The organism is Streptomyces sp. NPDC127177 (assembly GCF_042672475.1).
Taxonomy (GTDB): Bacteria; Actinomycetota; Actinomycetes; order Streptomycetales; family Streptomycetaceae; genus Streptomyces.
Map to the genome: position 1 here is coordinate 32,033 of NZ_JBHXUW010000009.1, position 19,931 is coordinate 51,963.

A 19,931-nucleotide genomic window follows, 5' to 3' on the forward strand; every position below is an offset into this window, starting at 1 on the left:
CCGGGGGTATCAAGGATGACCGCACCGCGTTCCCGCCCAGGAAGGGTCTGCATGCACACCCACGACGACACAGGTGTCAAAGAGCGTCGGGCCGCCCGCACACCGGTCAGGGCGGATCGTGGTACAGCATCGCCCGGCCCTGTCGCGGCGGCGCGCGGCCCACGCCCCAGGGGGGTGATGACTCCGGGCACGATGGCCGCGATCCAGCGTACGGCGGGGAACACCGCGGCCACGCGGATGATCCAGCGGACGTCCACCGAGGACGGGCAGCAGAGCGCGACGCAGTCGCACCAGGCGTACGAGCAGACCGTCGCCGAGTACACGGAGAGCGGCGGCCCGGCCAGACTGTACCGGGCGATCCGGATCGCCTCGCAGGTCAAACGCAGGGAGGACCGCTCCACCGTCGTGGCCCCGGCCGACGGAGACCTGGGCGCGGGGCTCTCGTCCCCCGCCGAGGTGACGAGGCTCTATCAGACGCTCAAGCAGTGGCCCGAGGCGAAGGACATCGAACCCGTCGACGCCAACGCGACGTTCACCGTGGGGCACCACGTGGGCGGTGACAACTACGGTACGCAGTACATCTCCTTCAGTCCCGACCAGGCGAGGTCCGTCAACTACGCCAAGTACAACTTCATGGACGGTCCCGCCGAGAACATGGACCACTTCCTCCCGAAGCCACGCCGTGTGAAGCACTGGGCGCCGGTGATCGAGATCGATGTGAACCAACTCGGCTCCGGCGTAAGGCTGGTGAACCTCGCCGACCCCGCCGTCTACGGGCAGACGAACCTGACGGAACGGCCGGAGATCGGCTCCATGGCTGCCGCCGACCGCGAGGTGCTCATCAAGGGGACGATCCCGGCGGGCGCGGTCACGAAGGTGTTCGGCGTCGAGGAGGCCATCAAGGAGATGGACCTCGCCGCACGCAAGGACCTCATCGAGAAGGACTTCAAGTACGGTCCCCGGCCCGCCCACGGGGCAGAGCAGCAGGACTGGGACCGCGGGGTGAAGAACATCGTCCCCGAGCACCTCCAGCAGTACTTCGGGCACCTCACCGAGCAGCCGGAAGAGGAGGAGTACGTACCGTTCGTGTCCGCATCCGAACGCAACAAGCGGCGGGCCGCCGGACACGCCCCGCCCGAGCAGGGTTCCTCCGAGCCGGTCGTGAAGAGGCCGGCCAAGAAGAGGAAGAAGCAGAGCGCCCACCTGCTGAGCTTCGCCGGGGACGAGGAGTAGGGCCTTCCCGGACGAGCCGAGGCCACCGTCCGGCACGCCGCCGCGCGAACGCCCTGGCCGGCAGCGCCCGGGGCCGAAGACGCGGTGGACAGTGGCCCGCGCCCATCCGCTGCGCCCAGCGCCATGATCACGGGGATGCCGCCGCGCGTGGTGCAGGCAACCGGCACGTCGCCGAAGCCGGCCTCCGCTACGTGCCGATGCGGCGCAGGGCGAGGAGCGTCGCGTCGTCGGTGCGGTGCGGACCGTCCAGGCGGGCCACGAGTCGTTCGACGTAGTCCTGGAGTCCGGCGTGCTCGATGCCGGGGGCGGCTTCGCGGAAACAGTGTTCCGCCGCACCGAGGAAGCGGTGCGTGTCCTCGTCGGGGTCGGACGGACGGCGCTCGGTCAGACCGTCCGAGTAGATCAGGACGATGTCGCCGACCTCCAACGGCGTGGCGGTGGCTCCGTAGACCGTGCCGGGCAGGACACCCAGCGGGAGTCCCGGGCCGTCCTCGGACATCGGCAGCTGACCGGCGCGGCCTCCGCGCAGCAGGACGGGGCGCGGATGCCCGGCGCAGGTCCACCGGAGCAGGGCGCGTTCCGGGTGGTAGCGGGCGATGATCGCGGTGGCGGTGGACTCGCTGCCGTCGGCGCAGGCCACCTCGTTGAGCCACTGGGTCAGCCGCTCGACGGATTCCTCGGTGTAGGCCAGACCCGCGAGCGCGTACCTCAGCTTGGCCATCAGGGTGACCGCCTCCAGGCCGTGCCCGCGGGCGTCGCCCAGGGCGATCAGCAGGCGGCCGTCGGGCAGCTTGCGGGCCTTGTACCAGTCCCCGCCGACCCCGGCCCCGCGGGCGTCGGGGCGGTAGACGGCCGCCGCCTCGAGGCCGTAGGCGTCCAGCTCGTCCTTGAAGTGGGGCAGCACCGCTTCGCGCAGGACGTCGGCGACTTCCGCGACGGCTTCGGCGCGCTCGTGCTCGCGGCGCGCCTCGCGCTCGGCGCGCTGTGCCGCCTCGCGCCGCCGCCGGTCCGCGGTGACGTTGACGAGGACGGCCCGCAAGGCCCACACCAGGCTGCCGGGAGCGATGCGTACGGGTTCGGCGACCATGCGGAACACACGCTCGCCGCCGCCGCGAAGGCGCAGTTCGCACTCGGTGGTGCGCTTGCGCAGGATGACGTCGTACAACATCTGATAGAGAGCGGGCAGGCTGTCCGGTGTGGCGGCGGTGGCCAGATCGAGCAGGCCGGGCGCCGGGGCGTCCTCGGCCAGGCCGAGCACCTGACGGAAGCCGCGGGAGGACTCGACACCGTGGTCTCCGAGATTCCACTCCGCCCAGCACGTGCGCACCAACCGCTGGGCGGCGGCTGCCATGCGGAGCCGGTTGCCCCGCTCCCAGGTGAGCAGGAGGTGGTCACCGCAGGGTGCGACACGGACCTCGTCATTGATCCGCATCGGGCCCGAGCGCGTGGTCACGAGCCACTCCACCGATTCGGGGCCCTGCGGAGTTGCCCGGCCGAACGCGTCGGCGAGCATGCGGGGGACCGCCGTCCGGGCAAGAGAGGGGAAGCGTCGGAACAGCGACTCCGGGCCGGCCCGCGGGGGCAGGAAACCCTGGGGGAACCGGGAGGCCGCGTAGTCACGGGCCGCGGAGTTCTCTGCCAGGTAGAGGACGTCCTGGAGTTCGCCGTCCTCGCCGAGGACGGGGGTCAGCAGCAGGGCCGCCATCGGAAGGGCGTCGAGCACGTCCTGGCCGGAGGGCGCGGGCGCGGGCGCCGCGGGCCCCGGGGCCGAGCGCGTGGGGGTGGGGGAGCCGGCCCCGTAGAGCTCGGAATACGCCGTGACCCGGCGCCGCTGGGCTGCCAAGAGCTCCTGGATCGCCTGCAGTTCCAGGCGGGAGCGCACGCCTCCCGCCGAGGAGGGATCGCCTACAGGCATCGCTGTCCTCTCGGTGTGTCGTGTGCGGGCGGCGTCGCAACAGCATCGAGGCAAGGGGCCGGGGCCGCCAGTCGGCGTAGGCCGGGTGGTGGTCGCAGCAGGCGGAGGCGGTGGATGGGGGCTGTCGACGGAGTCCGGGTGGAACGAGGACCTTGACCACGCCGCCGTCCGGTGACGAAAGGATCTGTCCGGCCCTGTGGGGCGCACGGACGGCTGGTGTGGGCGGACGGTTGTCGGGAACCCGGTGATGAGGGCCCGGCCGGGAGGCCGGCGGAGCGCACACCGTTGCGCCGCCCCCGCCGCGGCTCTCGACTGCGGCCCACTGCCGAACGAGGGCAAGCGGATCAGAGATGTGATGGATTGCCCGGATCCGGGAACTCCATTCCAGTCGCACCACCGCCCCGTACGAAAGGCCAGGCCATGACCGACCGACCGACCACACTGGATTCCGGCACCGACCTGTCCCAGGTCTTCGAGCTCGCCCAGCAACTCCGAGTGGACTCGGTGCGCTCCAGCACGTCCGCGGGATCCGGGCATCCCACCTCCAGCCTCTCGGCGGCGGACCTGATGGCCGTACTGCTGGCCCGCCATCTGCACTACGACTGGTCGACGCCGGACAATCCCGCCGGCGACCACCTGATCTTCTCCAAGGGGCACGCCTCACCCCTTCTCTACGCCATGTTCAAGGCCGCCGGAGTCATCGACGACGTGGAGCTGATGACCACCTACCGCCGATTCGGCCGGCGCCTCCAGGGCCACCCCACCCCGGTTCTGCCCTGGGTGGATGTGGCCACCGGCTCCCTGGGCCAGGGCATCGCCTACGGCGTCGGCATCGCGCTGGCGGGCCGCGACCTGGAGAAGCAGCCCTACCGGGTGTGGGTGCTCTGCGGGGACAGCGAGATGAGCGAAGGCTCCGTCTGGGAGGCGCTCGACAAGGCGGGGCGGCACCAACTCGCCAACTTCACCGCAATCGTCGACGTCAACCGGCTCGGTCAGAGCGGACCCACCGAGCTCCAGTGGGACACGGCCGCCTACGCGCGGCGTGCCGAGGCATTCGGCTGTCGGGCCATCGTGGTCGACGGACACGACCTCGAAGAGGTCGACCGGGCCCTGACCACCGCCGCCGACGGGCAGGCACCCACCGTCATCGTCGCCAGGACCGTGAAGGGCAAGGGTGTCAGCGAGGTCGCCGACCAGGAGGGCTGGCACGGCAAGCCGCTGCCGGAGGACCTGGCCGAGCGGGCCGTCGCGGAACTGGGCGGCATCCGCGATCTAAGGGTGCGCGGTCCCCGGCCGCCCGAGACCACCGTCCGCCAGGCCGCGGCGGCGGGCCCGGTGGAGCTGCCCCGCTACGACGTCGGAGACGAAGTAGCCACCCGGGTCGCCTTCGGCAAGGCACTGGCTGCGCTCGGCGCCCGCCCCGACGTGGTCGCCCTGGACGCCGAGGTCGGCAACTCGACGCACGCCGAGGACTTCAAGAAGGCCCATCCGGAGCGGTACTTCCAGACCTACATCGCCGAACAGCAGATGATCGCCACCGCCGTCGGCATGGCCGTGCGCGGCTACCGCCCGTACGCCACCACCTTCGCCGCCTTCCTCACCCGGGCCCACGATTTCATCCGGATGGCCGCCGTCTCCGGGATCACCATGTCCGTGTGCGGGACCCACAGCGGTGTGGAGATCGGCGCCGACGGCCCCTCCCAGATGGGTGTCGAGGACCTCGCGATGATGCGTGCCGTCCTCGGATCCACCGTCCTGTACCCCTCCGACGCGACCTCGGCGGCGGCTCTGACGGCCGCCATGGCCGACATCGAAGGCATCTCCTACCTGCGCACCACACGTGGGGCATACCCGGTTCTCTACGCCGGGGACGAGACCTTCGTGCCGGGAGGGTCGAAGACCCTGCGCGGGGGCGACGACGACCGGGTCACCCTGATCGGCGCGGGTGTCACCCTGCACGAGTGCCTGGCCGCCGCCGACGAACTCGCCGCGGACGGCATCCCGGCCCGTGTGATCGACCTGTACTCGGTCAAGCCCGTCGACGCCGATGTCCTGGTCCGCGCGGCCTCGGACACGGGCGCTCTGGTCGTCGCCGAGGACCACCATCCGGAGGGCGGCATCGGCGAAGCGGTCCTCTCGGCCCTCGCGACGTCCGGTACTCACCCGCGCTTCGCCCACCTCGCCGTCACCGGCCTGCCGGGGTCGGGCACCACGGACGAACTCCTCGACGCCGCCGGCATCTCCCGTTCCCACATCGCCGAGTCCGCCCGCGCCCTGGTCAAGCGCGGCTGAAGCAGGACGCGGGGGCCGGAGGCGGAGAAGGGGAGTCAGGCGCTTGCGCACGAGCCGTCCGCCGAGGCCGGGAGCGGCGCGGGCGGGGGCCGTCCCGGCGGGCTGCGCGGGGCGTCCGGCGGAGCTCCGCCGGTGCGTTCCGGAAGGGCCCCCGCCGTCGGCCGCCTCGTGCGCCCGGCCGGACCGCCCCGCAGGGTCAGGAGACCCTGTTCGCCGCCCGGCAGTGGTTACCGACCACGACATTGCGCAGTACGCCGAGGCGCTCCACCTCGACTTCGACGGTGTCTCCCGGCTGCAGCAACTGCGGAGGCGTACGGGCGTAGCCCACACCCGACGGTGTGCCCGTGGCGAGCAGATCCCCCGGGCGAAGGGACAACGTGTGCGAGATCAGGGAGAGCGTCTCCCCGACCCCGTAGATCATCTGATCGGTCCTGGCGTCCTGAACGGTCTCGCCGTTGACCCGTGTCCGCAGCCGCAAGCCGTCCTTGAGGTCACCGACCTCCGCCGCCGGAACCAACGGGCCGATCGGGCCGGACCGGTCCCCGTTCTTCCCCAGGGACCACTGGGAGGTCAGCTTCTGGGCCTTGCGGGCGGTCAGGTCGTTGAACGTGGAGTATCCGACGACCGCTTGCACGGCCTCCTCGGCGGTGGCATCGACGAGCGGGGTCCCGACCCAGGCGACGACCTCGCCCTCCCAGTCGAGTCCCGCCTCGTTGGAGGGGACCGGGACCTCGGCCCCGTCCACGGACAGGGACTGGGTCCACCGCGCGAAGAGGGTGGGATAGGGAGGGAGTTCCTGATCGCGGAAGCTGCCCTCCGCGGCGTGCTCCGAGTAGTTGAGTCCGATACAGAAGACGCGAGCGTCAGGCAGCACCGGGGGGACCGGTTCCACAGCGCTGAGGGCAAGAGTGGGCCCGGTGGGCGGTTGTGCGAGATGCCCCGTCGGATCGGCCCAGAAATCTGTGAGTGAGGCGATGACGATGACTTGCTTCCGGTCCTCGACCAGCGCTGCGACCTCCACGCCGCAGCTGTCGTGGAGTCGCTTGACGCCTATGATTCTCATCTGTATCCCTTTCTGCTCCTCAGGTACGTGTGTTCGACCTGGGGACTGTCTGCTGCCGACCGCACCGCCGCCGACACCCGGTGAACCTTGACCGGGCCGCTGCGCAGCTGCCGTCTCACCCGTCGACGGTGCCCTCGGAAGAGCCCGTGTGGTCGTGTGCGAGGTGGTGCTGCATGAGGAGGTCCGCGCCGAAATCGTTGGACGGGTCGCGCCAGACGCTGTGCACGTGGTTGGCGTCGTCCTCGGCGTTGTCGAATTCGACGAGGGTGACGGGCCCCTGGATGCGGAAGTAGTGCGGCCGGTCGACGGTGGTGCCGCCGGCCCAGGCGAAGCGCAACTCCTCGACGCCGCCGGCGGCCGCGATGCGATCCATCTCGAAGCCGACCAGGCCGGGACGGGCGCGCTCGGTGAACAGGGCGAGCAGGTCGTCGAAGTGGGTGCGCTGCGCAGTCGAGAGATCGCCGACGCGGATTCCGCGAGGATGCGCACGGAAATAGGCGAGAGCCTTGCGATCGGCGTCGGTGATCATCGCGTCGCGACGGCCGACCCCGTGGTAGGCGGGGTACTCGACTTCACCGATGGTCTCCACGGTGCGGGTGACGAAGTCCGCCGGCGGCTTGGAGTGGATGATCGCCTCTTCCCGCTGCGCGTGGGTGAGACCGTCCAGCAAGGCGAAGCCGGCGTCCTCCTCCTCGCCGAGGATCCGGAACGGCCCGAAGCGGGCGGGCTCGGCGCCGAGCAGGAACGGGGTGGCGTTGACCAGGTCGCCGTCGACGACCGTGAGGTTGACCGACAGGTGGTGACCGACCAGACGCCAGCCCCAGGTGGTGTCCGGCTGCGGCTGGCCGAAGAAGGTGAGGAAGTAGCCGCGGGCATCGCGGAACGTGGCGGCGATGTGACCGAACACGGGGAGATTGAGCTCGCGCAGCACATGCTCGTTGGCCATCACCTGGATGACGCGCGCGTACGCCGGAATCGACATCGACTCGGCGATGAGCCGGTGCGCCAGTACTTCCTGGTGACGGTCGAGCTCGCCGAGTGCGAGGCCGTGGCGGCCCGACTCGGGAAGGAAGTTCCAGTGCGTCCGGCCCGGATCCGTCGAGGGCAGCAGCACCTTGGTGCGTTGTCCGGCGGTCAGCGCGTCGAACAGGCCCATCGCCGCGAAGGTGACCGCGGTCGCGTCGAAAGAGCCGCCCGGCCGAGGCAGATGCGCCTCGGGAAGCTCGTCGCCGTGGTGTGAATGTCGGGTCCCCGCCATGTCGTCGTGCCCTTCTTCATCGGTTGGTCAGGATCTGGTGCGCAGTCGGCCGTGCGGGCTCCGTCCGGCCGGGACGGGCAGGGGCCGAGGGCGAGGGTGAGGGTGAGGAACAGCATTGCGCAGGTCCGGTCGCTGACCGGCTCACTGGTTCCCGCCCGCATGGCGGGCGGTGGGGGAGCCGGGCCGGCGGGGCCGCCCCACGGCGGGCTGAAGCGTCCGGCGCAGCTGAGCGACAAATTCGGGGATGCCCGCGTGCTCGCCGGCCGCGAACACGTAGAAGTCCGGCCGCGCGAGGAACGCTTCGCACGCGTGGTCGGCGAACCATCGTTCGTAGACGCCGTCGACGTCCTCGACGGCTCCCCGCCCCGACACGTCGGCGACCACACCCCCGATCTGCCGGAACCAGGACAGGTCCGCCTCGTCCAGGCACTCGACGGGACTGCCGGCACGACTGATCAGCTGCCAGCCCTTGCCGACCACATCGTCGAACAGCCCTTCCCGCCGGCCCGACCTGACCCGCCCCTGCGGCGCCAGCCGGCCCTCGGACCCTGTCCCCGCCATCGTCAACGACGGCTCGCCCAGCCGAGGGTGCGGAGGCTGCCGGGTATCGGCGAGCGGATCGCGCGACCGCCTCCTCATCTCGGCGTCGCGGGCCGCCGCCTTGACGGGATCCAGCTCACAGATGACACGTCCGGCGGCCACCGCCTCGTCGATGATCTCCCGGACGTGGCCGCCGCGTTCCGGCCGGTGGTCTCGTCTCGGTGCTCCTGTTCGCGGCGGGACCGAACGTGGTGACGGGGCTCATCGCTGCGGCGCTGGCCGGGTTGCTGATCGGCTCGGAGTTCGACGTCCTCAGCTACCTCGTCCCCCGGCACTTCGGACGTATGGCCTACGGCAAGATCTACGGCATCGCGTTCTCGGCGTTCCAGATCGGCGGGGCGATCGCCTCGTCCGCCGTCAGCGCGAGCCGGGAGGCTTATGGCTCCTACACCCCGGCCATGCTCACACTGGCCGTCGTGTGCGTGATCTGCGCCGGCCTCTTCATGTACCTCGGCCCGTACCGGTACGACGCCGAACACAGGTGAGCCGGTTTTCCTCGGCCTTGCCGGCCGACGCGGCGGGTGATGCCCGGCCGCGCCTGAACGTCACCGCGTTCCGATGACCTGTCCGGCACCCGCCTCGCCGGCCGGCAAGGCCGAGGAGGCGGGTGCCGTGGGGGTGCCGCGGTGTTCTACCGGTCGGCTGTCATGGCGCGGCGGACACTCTCCCGGAGCAGTGCACGACGTCGTTCGTGCACTTCCGGGGGTTCCTGCGCGGTCGCCGCGTACACGTTGCTGACCGGCGACCAGGCCATGGACATGGCGATCACCACGGCCATGACGTCGAAGGGATCTCCCTGGCGCACGAGGCCGGCGGCCTGGGCCTCGGCGATGGCGCGCAGTTTGTGATCGTTGAGGCGGTCGGGGTGGTCGACCAGATGACCGGCCGGGCGGCGCTCCAGACGCGCCCAGGTCGCCAGCCGGATGAGGGCGGGGCGGCACAGGTACTCGTCGTACAGGCGCACGGCCCATTCCGCGAGGTCGGTGGCGTCGATCGGGACTGCGTTCACGATCCGCTCCAGCGAGCCGAAGAAGATGGCGTCGAAGAGCCCTTCCTTGCTGCCGAAGTAGGAGTAGAGCTGAGCCTTGTTGGTGCGTGCCGCGGCCACGATCCGCTCGACACGCGCTCCGGCGATCCCGTGCTCGGCGAACTCCTGGATCGCCACATCGAGGATGCGCTGGTAAGTGGCGGCTCCGCGCGAGGTCAGGGGTTGCTCAGTCATGCCCCCACGATACTGAACAGAACAGTTGGTTTGCCTTGCGGGCCGGAGGGTCCTACTCTCAAACAAACAAACCAGTCTGTCTAAAGGGAGAAGTATCGTGAGGAACACAGTTGGCTGGCAGGTCGAAGGTCCGTCGACGACACTTCGGCGGACAGCGTTGGAACGGCGTGACCTGCGGCCCGACGATCTGGCGGTCCGGGTGGACTACTGCGGCGTCTGCCACACCGATCTGCACGCCATCGGTGCTCGGGACGGCAAACAGCCCCTGGTGCCCGGGCACGAGTTCACCGGCGTGGTGACCGAGACCGGATCCGCGGTCACCCAGTTCGCCGTGGGCGACCCGGTCGGGGTGGGCAACATCGTCGATTCGTGCGGTGAATGCGCCATGTGCAGGGCCGGCCAGGAGAACTTCTGCCGTGCCTTCCCGACCACGACCTACAACGGCACCGACCGGCAGGACGGATCGACGACCCTGGGGGGCTACTCCCGCGAGTACGTCGTCCGTGAAGGTTTCGCCTATCCGCTTCCCGCCGGTCTGGATCCGGCCGCCGCCGCTCCTCTGCTCTGCGCGGGTATCACTGTCTGGGAACCGTTGCAGACGCTCGGCGTGGGGCCGGGAAGCCGTGTCGCCGTGGCGGGGCTGGGCGGCCTGGGGCATCTCGCGGTCAAGGTCGCCGTCGCGCTCGGCGCCGACACCTCGGTGATCAGCCGCTCACCGGACAAGGCCGACGACGCCCGTCGTCTCGGCGCTCGGAGTCTCGTCGTGTCCACGGACCCGCAGCAGATGGCTGACGCACGCGACAGCTTCGACGTCGTCATCGACACCATCTCCTCCCCGCACGATCTCGGCCCGTATCTGGGCCTGGTCGCGATGGAGGGGACGCTCAGCCAGCTCGGGTACCTCGGCTCCGTCACCGTGGAAGTCCTCGATCTGCTCGTGGGACGCAAGAAGCTCAGCTCCGCAGGCAGCGGCGGCAGGCCGGCGACCGCCGCCATGCTGGAGTTCTGCGCCGAGCACGGCATCACGGCCGAGATCGAACTGCTCCCCTCGGCAAGGGTGAACGAGGCACTTGACCGTCTTGGCCGTAACGATGTCCGCTACCGCTTCGTGCTCGACATGTCCGACCTGGGCTGAGCGGGACGGAGGCACGACAGGCGTCGCCGGTGGAGCGGGGGCCCGGTCGGCACCACAGAAGCCGATGAGCGACGGCGATACGTTGCACTTCATGCCACGTGTGCAGCCCATGGCGCATGTGTGATCCATGCCGCGTGTGTACGCCATGGCGGGTGCCTGCCTCATGGCACGTGTGTACTCCATGATGCGGTGACACGTCATGGCTCCGTGACGTCACGAGCCGTCCGTGACACGTCGAAGCCATGCCGATGTCACCGGCCGCGAAGGTTCTCCACCAACGCCTCGATCACGCATCTCGTCGATGCCGCCATGTCCACCGCCCCCGGATCCAGCAGCCACTGCACCTGCAGGCCGTCCATCACGGCGACGATCGCGTTCGCGGCCCCCGCGACATCCACGTCCTGGCGCACCTCGCCCAGTGCGCACGCCTCCGTGAGGGCTTCGGCCACGAAGGCGCGCAGGCCCGTGTAGCGGTTGCGGAAATACGACTGGGCGGGGTGGTCCTCGGTGACGCTCTCGGCCGAGAGGACCGCGTAGAGACGGACGATTCCCTCGCGCTCGGCGTTGCGGTGCGCGGTGTCCACCAGGTGCTGAAGAAAGGCCAGACCGCGCGGGCGCGAGGGGCCGAGGTCGGCGATGTCGCCGGCGTCACGCAGGTCGAGGACCTCGGTCAGCAGGTTGGCCTTCGAGCGGAAGTAGTGCAGTACGCCGGCCTGGGTCAGGCCTGCCCGTTCGGCTATCTCGGCCAGTGACGCCTTGCCGTAACCGCGGGCCGCGAAAGTCTCCATGGCGATTTCGAGGATCTCGTCGTGGCGCTCCTGGGCGGCGGGACTGCGTCCGCCGCCGGCGCGTCCACCTGTTCTGTGGGCGGTCGTCGCCGCCTTGTCCGTCCTCACCAGGCGGAGTCTAGGCCGGGTCCCGGCGCTGGGAAAGAAGTTTCGCACGACCACTTACTAAGCACTTAGTAAGCGTGCTTACATGCCGCCCATGACTTCCCCCGGTGCTGCCTGCGCAGGACGGCGGGGCGGCCGTGAGTGTTTTGAACTTCCGTTTTTCGTACGGGATTTGGGTCTTCCGTCGAAGAGTGACGGGCGGACCCTGTCGTGCCCCACCGCGATCGAAGGAGCCGCAACATGAGAGCACACACACGTACCCGTGCCCGGACGCGGGCTGCGAAGACGACCGTCACCGCGGCCGCCCTCGCCCTCATCTGCACAGGCGTCGCCCACGGCACCTCTCCCGGCCGGGCCGCCGCGGACGCCGCCCAGGTGTGGATCACCACACCCGACGGCGAAAGCAAGCTGAAGGACGCCGGAAGCGTCCCCTTCACGAGCGACCCGCAGTCCACGGACATCAGGATCGACCCGTCCGCCACGGGTCAGAAGTTCACCGGCGCGGGCGCGTCCGTGACCGAGGCCTCGGCCCACCTGATCCAGCAGCTCCCGGCCGGCACAAGGGCCTCACTGCTCACCTCGCTCTTCTCCCGGAACGGGGACGGCATCGGCCTGAACTACCTGCGCCAGCCCCTCGGCAGCAGCGACTTCAACGCCGACGACGGCTTCACGACGTACGAGGACGTCCAGGGATCGTTCTCCATCGACCGGGACCGCAAGGAGACCATCCCGGTCATCAAGCAGGCCCAGGCGGTCAACTCCTCGATCCGATTCATGGGAACTCCCTGGTCGGCCCCGGCCTGGATGAAGACCAGCAAGGACCTCAAGGGAGGGAAGCTCGAGCCTGCCCACTACCAGGACTACGCCGACTACCTGGTCAGGGCGATCGAGGCGTACGGGGCCGAGGGAATCGAGCTCGCCGATCTCACCGTCCAGAACGAGCCGCAGTTCGAAGCGAGCTACCCCTCCATGGCGATGACCTCCTCCGAACAGGCGGACTTCCTCCAGGTCCTGGACAAGACCCTCACTGACAACGGTCTGGACACCAGCCTCCTGGCGTACGACCACAACTGGGACCACCCCGAGTACCCGCTCGACGTCTTCAGCAAGACGTCCGGCATGTCCCGGCTGATCGGTGCCGCCTTCCACTGCTACGGAGGCACCCCCGAGGCCGAGCAGCAGATCCGCGACGCGGGCAAGCGCGTCTTCTTCACCGAATGCTCCGGCACCGACTCCGCGAACGCCGGCGACACCTTCAAGGACACCCTCGGTTGGCACGCCGAGAACCTGGTCGTACGGAACATGCGAGCCGGGGGCGAGACAGTCATCGACTGGAACCTCGCACTCGACCCGAATGGCGGCCCCCACCAGGGCAACTGCTCGACCAGCTGCAACGGCGTGGTCGAGATCGCGGGCGACGGCTTCACACCCAACGCCGAGTACTACACCCTCGGCCACCTGTCGAAGTTCGTGGACGTGGGCGCGACCCGCATCGGCTCCACCTCCGACGGCGCCATCCAGAACGTCGCCTTCCAGAACCCGGACGGCGAGCGTGTCGTGTACGCGGTGAACACGGGCTCGTCCGCCCAGCAGTTCTCGCTCACGGACGACGGCCGCTCGCTGGCGTACACGCTGCCCGCGGGTGCGGTGGCGACGTTCACCTGGCAGCCCTGATCCCCGCCAGGAAGATGTCGACACCGGCGAGGAACTGCTCGCGGTCGTCGTGCCCGGGCAACTGCGCGGCCACCCGGTGCACGAAGGGAAACCGCTCCGGGTCGAGCCGTGTCCACTGTTCGGCGACTGTGCCGAGGAAGGTTCCGCGATCCACCGCGTGTGCGTCGGGGCGGCCGTTCGCGGCGTTCTGCCCCGCGACACCGAGGACGTGGTTCACGAGCACGGAGGTGGATTCGAACAGCGACTCCTCGGAAACTCCGAGCGCCTCCAGCTGGCTGCCGAAGCCCTCGAATATTCGTGGGATCGCCGCCAGCCACGGTGCACGGGAGAGCTGGGACCCCACCCATGGATGTGCGTCGATCGCGTCGAACACACCCAGGGCGATGGTCCGGATCGCTTTCCGCGGCTCGGCGTCGTCGGCCACGTCGGTCACGACACGGGCGATGACGTCGTCGGTGGCCGCCGCGAGCAGTTCGTCCTTGTTGGCGACGTGCCAGTAGATCGCCCCGCTCCCGGTGGACAGGCGCGCCCCGAGGGCCCGGAAGGTCAGGGCCTTCTCCCCGCCGGCGTCAAGCATCTCGATCGCGGCCTCGACGATGCGTTCCTTCGAGAGCGCGTCGGTGCGCCGATTGGCCTGAGGTGATCCGTTCGCCATGGGGACCAGTTTGACACGGCCTGGAACGTTGTTCCAGCATGGAGCTATGGAACGATGTTCCAGGCCGTCTCGAAAGGTTCCACCATGACGAAAACCAGTACGTCCGACGCAACCAGCACATCGACTGCATCCGGCACATCGGTGACGATCATCGGTGCGGGCCTCGGCGGCCTGACCCTCGCCCGCGTCCTCCACGTCCGCGGTATCGCCGCGACGGTCTACGAGTCCGACCCCTCGGCCGCCGCCCGCACCCAGGGCGGTCAGCTCGACATCCACGAGGAGGACGGGCAGCGGGCCCTCGCGGAAGCCGACCTCACCGACAGGTTCCTCGCGATCATCCACGAGGGCGCCGACGCGGCCCGTGTACTCGGCCGCGACGGCAAGCTGCTCCTCGATGTTCCGGGCGACGGCTCGATGACCCGCCCGGAGGTCCTGCGCGGCGATCTGCGCCAGATCCTGCTCGACTCGCTGCCGGAGGGGACGGTCCAGTGGGGCCGCAAGGTCTCAGGTGTCCGCCCGCTCGGTCGCGGCCGCCACGAAGTGACCTTCAATGACGGCACGACGGCCACCAGTGACCTCCTCGTCGGGGCCGACGGTGCCTGGTCCAAGGTCCGCCCGCTGCTCTCGGACGCCGAGCCCGCCTACATCGGCACGACCTTCGTCGAGACCTACCTCCACGACGTCGACGAGCGCCATGCCGCCACCGCCGCCGCGGTCGGGCCGGGCGCCATGTACGCGCTCGCACCCGGCAAGGGCATCGTCGCCCACCGCGAAGCGGGGAACGTGCTGCACACCTACGTCGAGCTGAACCGCTCCGCCGAGTGGATCGCCGACATCGACTTCACGGACCCGGCGGCAGCCGGCAGCCGGATCGCCGCCGAGTTCGAGGGCTGGGCCCCCGAGCTCACCGCCCTGATCACGGAAGGCGAGACCGCCCCCGTCGCCCGCATGATCCACACCCTCCCCGACGGGCACCGCTGGGACCGCGTTCCCGGAGTGACCCTCATCGGCGACGCCGCGCACCTCATGCCGCCCTCCGGTGACGGCGCCAACCTCGCGATGCTGGACGGCGCCGAACTCGGTGTGGCCATCGCGGCCCACTCCGAGGACACCGAAGCGGCCCTCGCGGCCTACGAGCGGGACATGTTCCCGCGCAGCGCCCGTTTCTACGAGGACGCCCGCGAGATCATCGACATCTGTCTCGGCGACAACGCGCCGAGCAGTTTCATCGACTTCTTCACCGGCGGCGCCGAGGAGGGGGAGCGGGACGCGCAGGACCGCTCCTGAGGCACTTCGGCGGCACCCGCATTGCTCTGCCGTACTGCCCTGCGGATAGTTTGTGGCATGACAGGTACGCAGGCCCGTGGCGGCAGAGGCGCACGGGGGACGGGAGGTCGGGAAGAGTGTCGCTCCGTGCAGGTGACCCAGCCGAGATCGGCGGCTATCCGCTTGAGGCGCGGCTCGGCTCGGGTGGCATGGGCACGGTCTTCCTGGCCCGTACGAGTTCGGGGCGACCTGTCGCGGTCAAGCTGATCCACCAGCAGTTCGCCGCGGACGACGAGTTCCGCATCCGCTTCCGGCAGGAGGTGGCGGCGGCGAGGCGTGTGAGCGGCGCGTTCACCGCGGCAGTGGTGGACGCCGCCCCGGAGGCCGAGCAACCGTGGATGGCGACGGCCTATATCGAGGGGCAGACGCTCGCCCAGCGCATCACCGCGCACGGCCCGGTGACCGGAGCGGAACTGCGCAGGCTCGCCATCGGGCTGGCGGAGGCGCTGCGCGACATCCACCGGGTCGGGGTCGTCCACCGCGACCTGAAGCCCTCCAACGTCGTGCTCTCGCCCGAGGGCCCGCGCGTCATCGACTTCGGTATTTCGCGGGCCCTGGACCAGCAGACCCTGACGATGACGGGACGGGTCATCGGTACACCGCCCTTCATGTCGCCGGAACAGTTGCAGGCACCGCGTGGTGTGGGTCCGCGGTCCGATGTCTTCTCGCTGGGAACGCTGCTGGTGTACGCGGCGACCGGGCACGGCCCCTTCGACGCGGACAGCCCGTACGTCACGGCGTATCAGGTGGTGCACGACGAGCCGTCGCTGGGTGCCGTGCCGCTGGCCCTGCGTGCGGTCGTCGAGTCCTGCCTGGACAAGGAACCCGAGGGGCGTCCGTCGGCTGACGAACTCCTCATACGGTTGCGGGACCTGTCGGCCGACCTCGGCGGGCCGGCCCCGGACGGAGCCGGCGCGGGCCGCACCCGCGACATGAACACCGAGCATCATCTGATGACGCGCGCCACTCCGTCGCCGGCCGCCGCTGCGACCGGTCCCGATACGGGGAGCACCGGGACCGCCATCGGCCGCCGCCTGCGCCGTCGATGGCGTCCCGTGCTCGCGGCCGGGGTGGCCGTGGCGGCGATCGGTGGCGGGGTCGCCGCGATGACGTCCGACGGCTTCGGGGGGAACGACGGCGGCGACCCGGTCGGCAGTGTCGCGGCGCCGGGCGTCGCGCTTCCGGACGGCTTCGGGCCGTGGCACAAGTCCGTGCCGGGCGGGCGCGAGGACATTCCCGATGAACTGCGTTGCCTGGCGCGCGGCGACGCGCTCTTCTGCGGTGGCGGCGGGGTCGTCGCGACGCGCATCAGGGTCTCCGACGGCTCGCGGGTGTGGACGACGAAGAGTCCGGGCGTCCCCGTTCAGGGCAGGCACCTGGTGGGTGCGACCGACGACACGGTGCTCGGTTACCGATTCGCCGCCGAGGACGCCCCTCAGGGCTCCGCCGATGAGGTGGTGGCCATCGACGCGGACAAGGGCCGGGAGCTCTGGTCCGCGCCCTCCGGCGCACAGTCCACCGCCGTCACGGGCCGGTCGCAGGACGCCTTGGTGGTCGGCTCCGTCGTCGTGACGGTCGACGCCTCCAACTCCCGCTTCGAGGCCCGGGCCGCACACAGCGGCGAGGTCGCCTGGACGACGTCGTTCCCCGCGGGCACACAGTGCGCGCCCGTCCCGGTGGGCTCACAGCTCTTCGCGATGTGCGCGACGAACGCCGAGGTCGACGCCTCGGAGGTGCGCCATCCCACCCTGTACGAGGTCGACCGCACCTCCGGGCGACTGGGCAGGCCCGTCGCGGTCGACGGCCCCGCCGTGCCGATGGGCGTCGCCAACGGTGAGCTCGTGCTCCTCCAGGAGCACCGGGACGGGCCGGCGATGACCGGTTACGACGGGGTGGCGCGGTTCGACCCCTCCTCGCGGAAGGTCACGTACTCCCGGCTGTCCAGGACGTACGCGGGGACGCCGGGTATGGCCGACGGCATTGTCTACGTGAGTGGGCGGACCGGTCTCGTCACCGCGCTCGACCCCGCGACCGGCCGGAGCAAGTGGTCGCGGCAGACAGCCGTCGAGGGCGCGTCGGGCCCCGCGGCGGGAGCCGAGGCACTGTATTTCAGCTCGGCCACCGGCCGGGTGGTCGCGCTGTCGCCGCACGACGGCAAAACCCTGTGGACCACGGACCCGCAGGTCGATGGTCTGACGGGCGAGGAGGGTGCGAGCCCACGCGTGACCGTTGTGGGGCGTGCGCTGGTCGCGGCCGCCGACGAGAACACCCTCTTCGCCTTCGACACGCAGAAGCCCCCGAAGTCGGGCTGACCCCGGCGGCACCGGATTCCGACCGCTCGCCTCGCTGTGCACGTACCGGGCGGGGCGGTACGCCTCGGCCGGGGGAAGTCTGACGCGGCGACAGCCAAGCGGTCAGGATGGGCGGATGCACGCCCGGAGATCCTGAATGCGCCCCGCGCACCACTCGCCGTTCGGGTGAGCGGAAAATGCGTTTTAGGAGGTCAGACCCCTGTTGGGGGGTAGGCGAATTCGCCATTCAATTGAATGGCGAAATTCCCTTGGCGGTCCGCCCGTCGGCCTGTCTGATTTGCGGCCTTACATTTCGTGTATTTCACTCGAAACGTACGGAAACCCCCACTTCCCACAGGACGGGGCAACACCCATGTACACCACCACGGAATCCACTGCTACCGACATCGAGCTCGACCTCGACGCGGCGCTCAACCCGGGCGAGGCCGAAGGCTTCTACCGCGACTCCCGCGAGTGCGCGTACCTCGCTCTCCTCGGAGGCGGCTCCGCACTGCTGCTCTCGCCGCCGACCCCGCGCCCGAAGAAGGGCTAGTCGGCAGCACATGGACCAGTCACATGCTTCGTCCCCCCTCGCGGGTGCCGTGCATGACCTGGCAACAGAGGTGGTCCTCGCTCTTCGGAGCGGGGACCACCTCGCCACGGTTTGCGGCGCGGCCGGAATCGACGAGGACAACCGGACAGGAATCGCCGCGGTACGCGTCATCGGAGCCGATCTGCTGCTGCCCAGCGTGCTGCACGGACACAATCCGCACCCCGGCGACATCGCCGTGCTCCACCGTGCCGTACGGGACTTCCCGCCCCGGCCCGACGCATCGGACGCCACGGCCTGGAGCCACTGGGGCATGATGTTCGCCCTGCACCGGACGGCGCCGGTCACCACCGCCCCCGGTCAGCCGCAGGCCACCGGACCCGGCACCGGCGAGCCGGATGCGGCATGGCTCGAAGGGGCCCCCTGGCAGGCCTTCACCCATCAGCTCTCCGTGCTGGCCCCGCTCGCCGTCCCGGCCGCCTCGTCGGCCGTGCACCGGGCCGCCGCCCACCGGGTCGTGGACCTGTCCCGCGGGTTCGTGCGCGCGGTGCGGCGGCGCAACTGGCTCCAGGCCGCGGGCGTCGGCCGCTGGCTGGCCGCACTGGACGGCCGGCCCGACAGCCTGGGCCTGGAGCGTGGACTCGAATTCGTCGAGCTGATGGGCGGCACGGATCCCCGAGTCGCGTTGCACGTACGGGCGGCCCGGCTGATGGCCGAGGGGCGGGCGCGGTGACGTCATCGGTGGCCACCGCTCCCGGCGGTACGGCGGGCGCGGCGCTGTCCGTCCTGCCCGGCGTACTGCGGCGGGCGCTCGGCTGGGCCGACGCCCACCGCTCGGGCTTCGTGCTTCCCCCGGACGTCCTGGAGCCGCACATCCAGGTCAACGCCACGCTCAAACCCCTCGGCGAGCTGGCCCAGCTCTGCACCACGATCCGCCGCAGCACCGCCCCTGGCACCCCGGAGCACGGGACTGCCGGGGACCTCATCACGTTCGCCTGGGAACAGGTGCACGCCGGTGAACTGCTGCTGGAGCTGCTGCGCGGCGAACCCTTCGCCGCGTACCCGTACGAGATCTACGCCGCCTTCGCCGGATACGGCCTGCGCAACGAGGGCTTCGAGCGCCTGGCCGGGACCCTCTCGGCGACCCGAGGCTGGGCCCACACCGAGCAGCAGGCCAACCGGGAGCTCGGGCTGATCAACTCGGAGCGGCGGGTCGGCGCCGCCCCGCACGCCGACGCGGACGCGGTCCTCGGGCGTACATGGCTCGGCGGGCTGTCCGAACCGTGGATGTTCGAGGGCCCCTCCGGCTACGCGCTGACCCACACCGTCTTCCACATCACGGACTGGTGCCGCTTTCCCGAGCGCATGCCCGCCGACATCGACGTCTATCTGCGGGCCTGGCTGCCGCCTTGGGCCGACGGCTGTCTGGAGAGCCTGCAGTGGGATCTGACCGGTGAGCTGCTCGCGGTCGCGGCGGCCCTGCCGGGGCCGCCGCCGGTGGACCTGTTCGACGCGGTCTGGCCCGCCCTCGCCGCCGCGCAGGCTCCGAGCGGCGCGGTACCCGAGACGGGCCCTCCGGCTGCCGGGGCGGAGACGTCCGGGGCCGACGCCCCGTCGCGAACCGCCCCGCCGGACGACGCGGGCCCGGACCCGTATCCGTTCCTCGCCTGCTACCACTCCACCCTGGTCATCGCCTTCGCCGCCGCGCTGTCCCTCAAGAGCCTCACCGCCCACCGGGCGGACACCTCGGCAGTGGACACCGGAGCCGCCGTATGAGCCGCACCGGCCCCATGTCCCGCACCAGTCGCACGAAGGGAGCTGCCG

General features: G+C 70.4%; 16 protein-coding genes and 1 pseudogene. 10 read left to right on the forward strand and 7 right to left on the reverse strand.

What is annotated here, in order from left to right; all coding sequences use genetic code 11:
* Positions 1-192 precede the first annotated feature (192 nt).
* A complete protein-coding gene (locus ACFVJX_RS08515; protein ID WP_384122256.1) occupies positions 193-1,233 on the forward strand; it encodes a hypothetical protein in 1,041 nt (346 codons plus the stop codon).
* Positions 1,234-1,420: 187 nt separating this feature from the next.
* On the opposite strand, the gene ACFVJX_RS08520 is transcribed toward ACFVJX_RS08515, so the two are convergent.
* Positions 1,421-3,115 (reverse strand): PP2C family protein-serine/threonine phosphatase, encoded by a 1,695-nt coding sequence (locus ACFVJX_RS08520; protein ID WP_384122254.1) that lies wholly within the window; start codon positions 3,113-3,115, stop codon positions 1,421-1,423.
* Between the two features lie 453 nt (positions 3,116-3,568).
* On the opposite strand from ACFVJX_RS08520, the gene ACFVJX_RS08525 reads away from it, so the two are divergent.
* The gene (locus tag ACFVJX_RS08525) at positions 3,569-5,440 is read left to right on the forward strand and encodes a transketolase (protein WP_384122252.1); all 1,872 of its coding nucleotides are present in this window, start codon (positions 3,569-3,571) and stop codon (positions 5,438-5,440) included.
* Positions 5,441-5,636: 196 nt separating this feature from the next.
* On the opposite strand, the gene ACFVJX_RS08530 is transcribed toward ACFVJX_RS08525, so the two are convergent.
* The 3 genes from ACFVJX_RS08530 to ACFVJX_RS08540 form a co-directional block, all read right to left on the reverse strand.
* Positions 5,637-6,503: a fumarylacetoacetate hydrolase family protein gene (locus ACFVJX_RS08530; RefSeq protein ID WP_384122249.1), complete on the reverse strand. Its 867-nt coding sequence runs from the start codon at positions 6,501-6,503 to the stop codon at positions 5,637-5,639.
* Between the two features lie 115 nt (positions 6,504-6,618).
* Positions 6,619-7,761, reverse strand: a complete 1,143-nt coding sequence (locus tag ACFVJX_RS08535) for a DUF3500 domain-containing protein (RefSeq protein ID WP_384122246.1) — start codon at positions 7,759-7,761, stop codon at positions 6,619-6,621.
* A 141-nt stretch (positions 7,762-7,902) separates the two neighbouring features.
* Complete coding sequence (locus ACFVJX_RS08540; RefSeq protein ID WP_384122243.1) at positions 7,903-8,463, reverse strand: hypothetical protein; 561 nt, start codon at positions 8,461-8,463, stop codon at positions 7,903-7,905.
* 59 nt (positions 8,464-8,522) lie between these two features.
* Between ACFVJX_RS08540 and ACFVJX_RS08545 the strand changes: the two genes are divergently transcribed.
* Positions 8,523-8,846 (forward strand): hypothetical protein, encoded by a 324-nt coding sequence (locus tag ACFVJX_RS08545; RefSeq protein ID WP_384122240.1) that lies wholly within the window; start codon positions 8,523-8,525, stop codon positions 8,844-8,846.
* Positions 8,847-8,992: 146 nt separating this feature from the next.
* Here the strand turns inward: ACFVJX_RS08545 and ACFVJX_RS08550 are convergent, their stop codons facing one another.
* On the reverse strand, positions 8,993-9,583 hold the full coding sequence (locus ACFVJX_RS08550; RefSeq protein ID WP_384122237.1) for a TetR family transcriptional regulator: 591 nt from the start codon (positions 9,581-9,583) through the stop codon (positions 8,993-8,995).
* A gap of 97 nt (positions 9,584-9,680) precedes the next feature.
* Between ACFVJX_RS08550 and ACFVJX_RS08555 the strand changes: the two genes are divergently transcribed.
* Positions 9,681-10,718, forward strand: a complete 1,038-nt coding sequence (locus ACFVJX_RS08555) for an NAD(P)-dependent alcohol dehydrogenase (RefSeq protein WP_384122234.1) — start codon at positions 9,681-9,683, stop codon at positions 10,716-10,718.
* Positions 10,719-10,969: 251 nt separating this feature from the next.
* Here the strand turns inward: ACFVJX_RS08555 and ACFVJX_RS08560 are convergent, their stop codons facing one another.
* Positions 10,970-11,512 (reverse strand): TetR family transcriptional regulator, encoded by a 543-nt coding sequence (locus ACFVJX_RS08560; RefSeq protein WP_384122608.1) that lies wholly within the window; start codon positions 11,510-11,512, stop codon positions 10,970-10,972.
* A gap of 339 nt (positions 11,513-11,851) precedes the next feature.
* On the opposite strand from ACFVJX_RS08560, the pseudogene ACFVJX_RS08565 reads away from it, so the two are divergent.
* A pseudogene (locus tag ACFVJX_RS08565) lies at positions 11,852-13,276 on the forward strand (glycoside hydrolase family 30 beta sandwich domain-containing protein); the annotation flags it as partial.
* Here the strand turns inward: ACFVJX_RS08565 and ACFVJX_RS08570 are convergent.
* Complete coding sequence (locus ACFVJX_RS08570; protein ID WP_384122232.1) at positions 13,269-13,940, reverse strand: TetR/AcrR family transcriptional regulator; 672 nt, start codon at positions 13,938-13,940, stop codon at positions 13,269-13,271. The pseudogene ACFVJX_RS08565 and the gene ACFVJX_RS08570 overlap by 8 nt on opposite strands.
* Positions 13,941-14,024: 84 nt before the next feature.
* On the opposite strand from ACFVJX_RS08570, the gene ACFVJX_RS08575 reads away from it, so the two are divergent.
* The 5 genes from ACFVJX_RS08575 to ACFVJX_RS08595 all read left to right on the forward strand — a co-directional run bounded on the left by ACFVJX_RS08575 (position 14,025) and on the right by ACFVJX_RS08595 (position 19,883).
* The gene (locus ACFVJX_RS08575; RefSeq protein WP_384122229.1) at positions 14,025-15,227 is read left to right on the forward strand and encodes an FAD-dependent oxidoreductase; all 1,203 of its coding nucleotides are present in this window, start codon (positions 14,025-14,027) and stop codon (positions 15,225-15,227) included.
* A 116-nt stretch (positions 15,228-15,343) separates the two neighbouring features.
* Entirely contained in the window at positions 15,344-17,578 is a 2,235-nt protein-coding gene (locus ACFVJX_RS08580) for a protein kinase (RefSeq protein ID WP_384122226.1), read from the forward strand.
* A 352-nt stretch (positions 17,579-17,930) separates the two neighbouring features.
* Entirely contained in the window at positions 17,931-18,110 is a 180-nt protein-coding gene (locus ACFVJX_RS08585) for a hypothetical protein (RefSeq protein ID WP_384122223.1), read from the forward strand.
* Positions 18,111-18,120: 10 nt separating this feature from the next.
* The gene (locus tag ACFVJX_RS08590) at positions 18,121-18,840 is read left to right on the forward strand and encodes a hypothetical protein (RefSeq protein WP_384122220.1); all 720 of its coding nucleotides are present in this window, start codon (positions 18,121-18,123) and stop codon (positions 18,838-18,840) included.
* Positions 18,837-19,883 (forward strand): DUF6895 family protein, encoded by a 1,047-nt coding sequence (locus ACFVJX_RS08595; RefSeq protein ID WP_384122217.1) that lies wholly within the window; start codon positions 18,837-18,839, stop codon positions 19,881-19,883. The genes ACFVJX_RS08590 and ACFVJX_RS08595 overlap by 4 nt, the downstream gene beginning before the upstream one ends.
* The last annotated feature ends 48 nt before the right edge of the window (positions 19,884-19,931 follow it).

Excerpts from the sequence above, each read along its gene's own strand:
- ACFVJX_RS08575 (WP_384122229.1), top strand. The coding sequence starts at position 14,025 with ATGACGAAAACCAGTACGTCCGACGCAACCAGCACATCGACTGCATCC.
- ACFVJX_RS08535 (WP_384122246.1), bottom strand. The coding sequence starts at position 7,761 with ATGGCGGGGACCCGACATTCACACCACGGCGACGAGCTTCCCGAGGCG.
- ACFVJX_RS08585 (WP_384122223.1), top strand. The coding sequence starts at position 17,931 with ATGTACACCACCACGGAATCCACTGCTACCGACATCGAGCTCGACCTC.
- ACFVJX_RS08590 (WP_384122220.1), top strand. The coding sequence starts at position 18,121 with ATGGACCAGTCACATGCTTCGTCCCCCCTCGCGGGTGCCGTGCATGAC.
- ACFVJX_RS08570 (WP_384122232.1), bottom strand. The coding sequence starts at position 13,940 with ATGGCGAACGGATCACCTCAGGCCAATCGGCGCACCGACGCGCTCTCG.
- ACFVJX_RS08515 (WP_384122256.1), top strand. The coding sequence starts at position 193 with ATGGCCGCGATCCAGCGTACGGCGGGGAACACCGCGGCCACGCGGATG.
- ACFVJX_RS08530 (WP_384122249.1), bottom strand. The coding sequence starts at position 6,503 with ATGAGAATCATAGGCGTCAAGCGACTCCACGACAGCTGCGGCGTGGAG.
- ACFVJX_RS08525 (WP_384122252.1), top strand. The coding sequence starts at position 3,569 with ATGACCGACCGACCGACCACACTGGATTCCGGCACCGACCTGTCCCAG.
- ACFVJX_RS08550 (WP_384122237.1), bottom strand. The coding sequence starts at position 9,583 with ATGACTGAGCAACCCCTGACCTCGCGCGGAGCCGCCACTTACCAGCGC.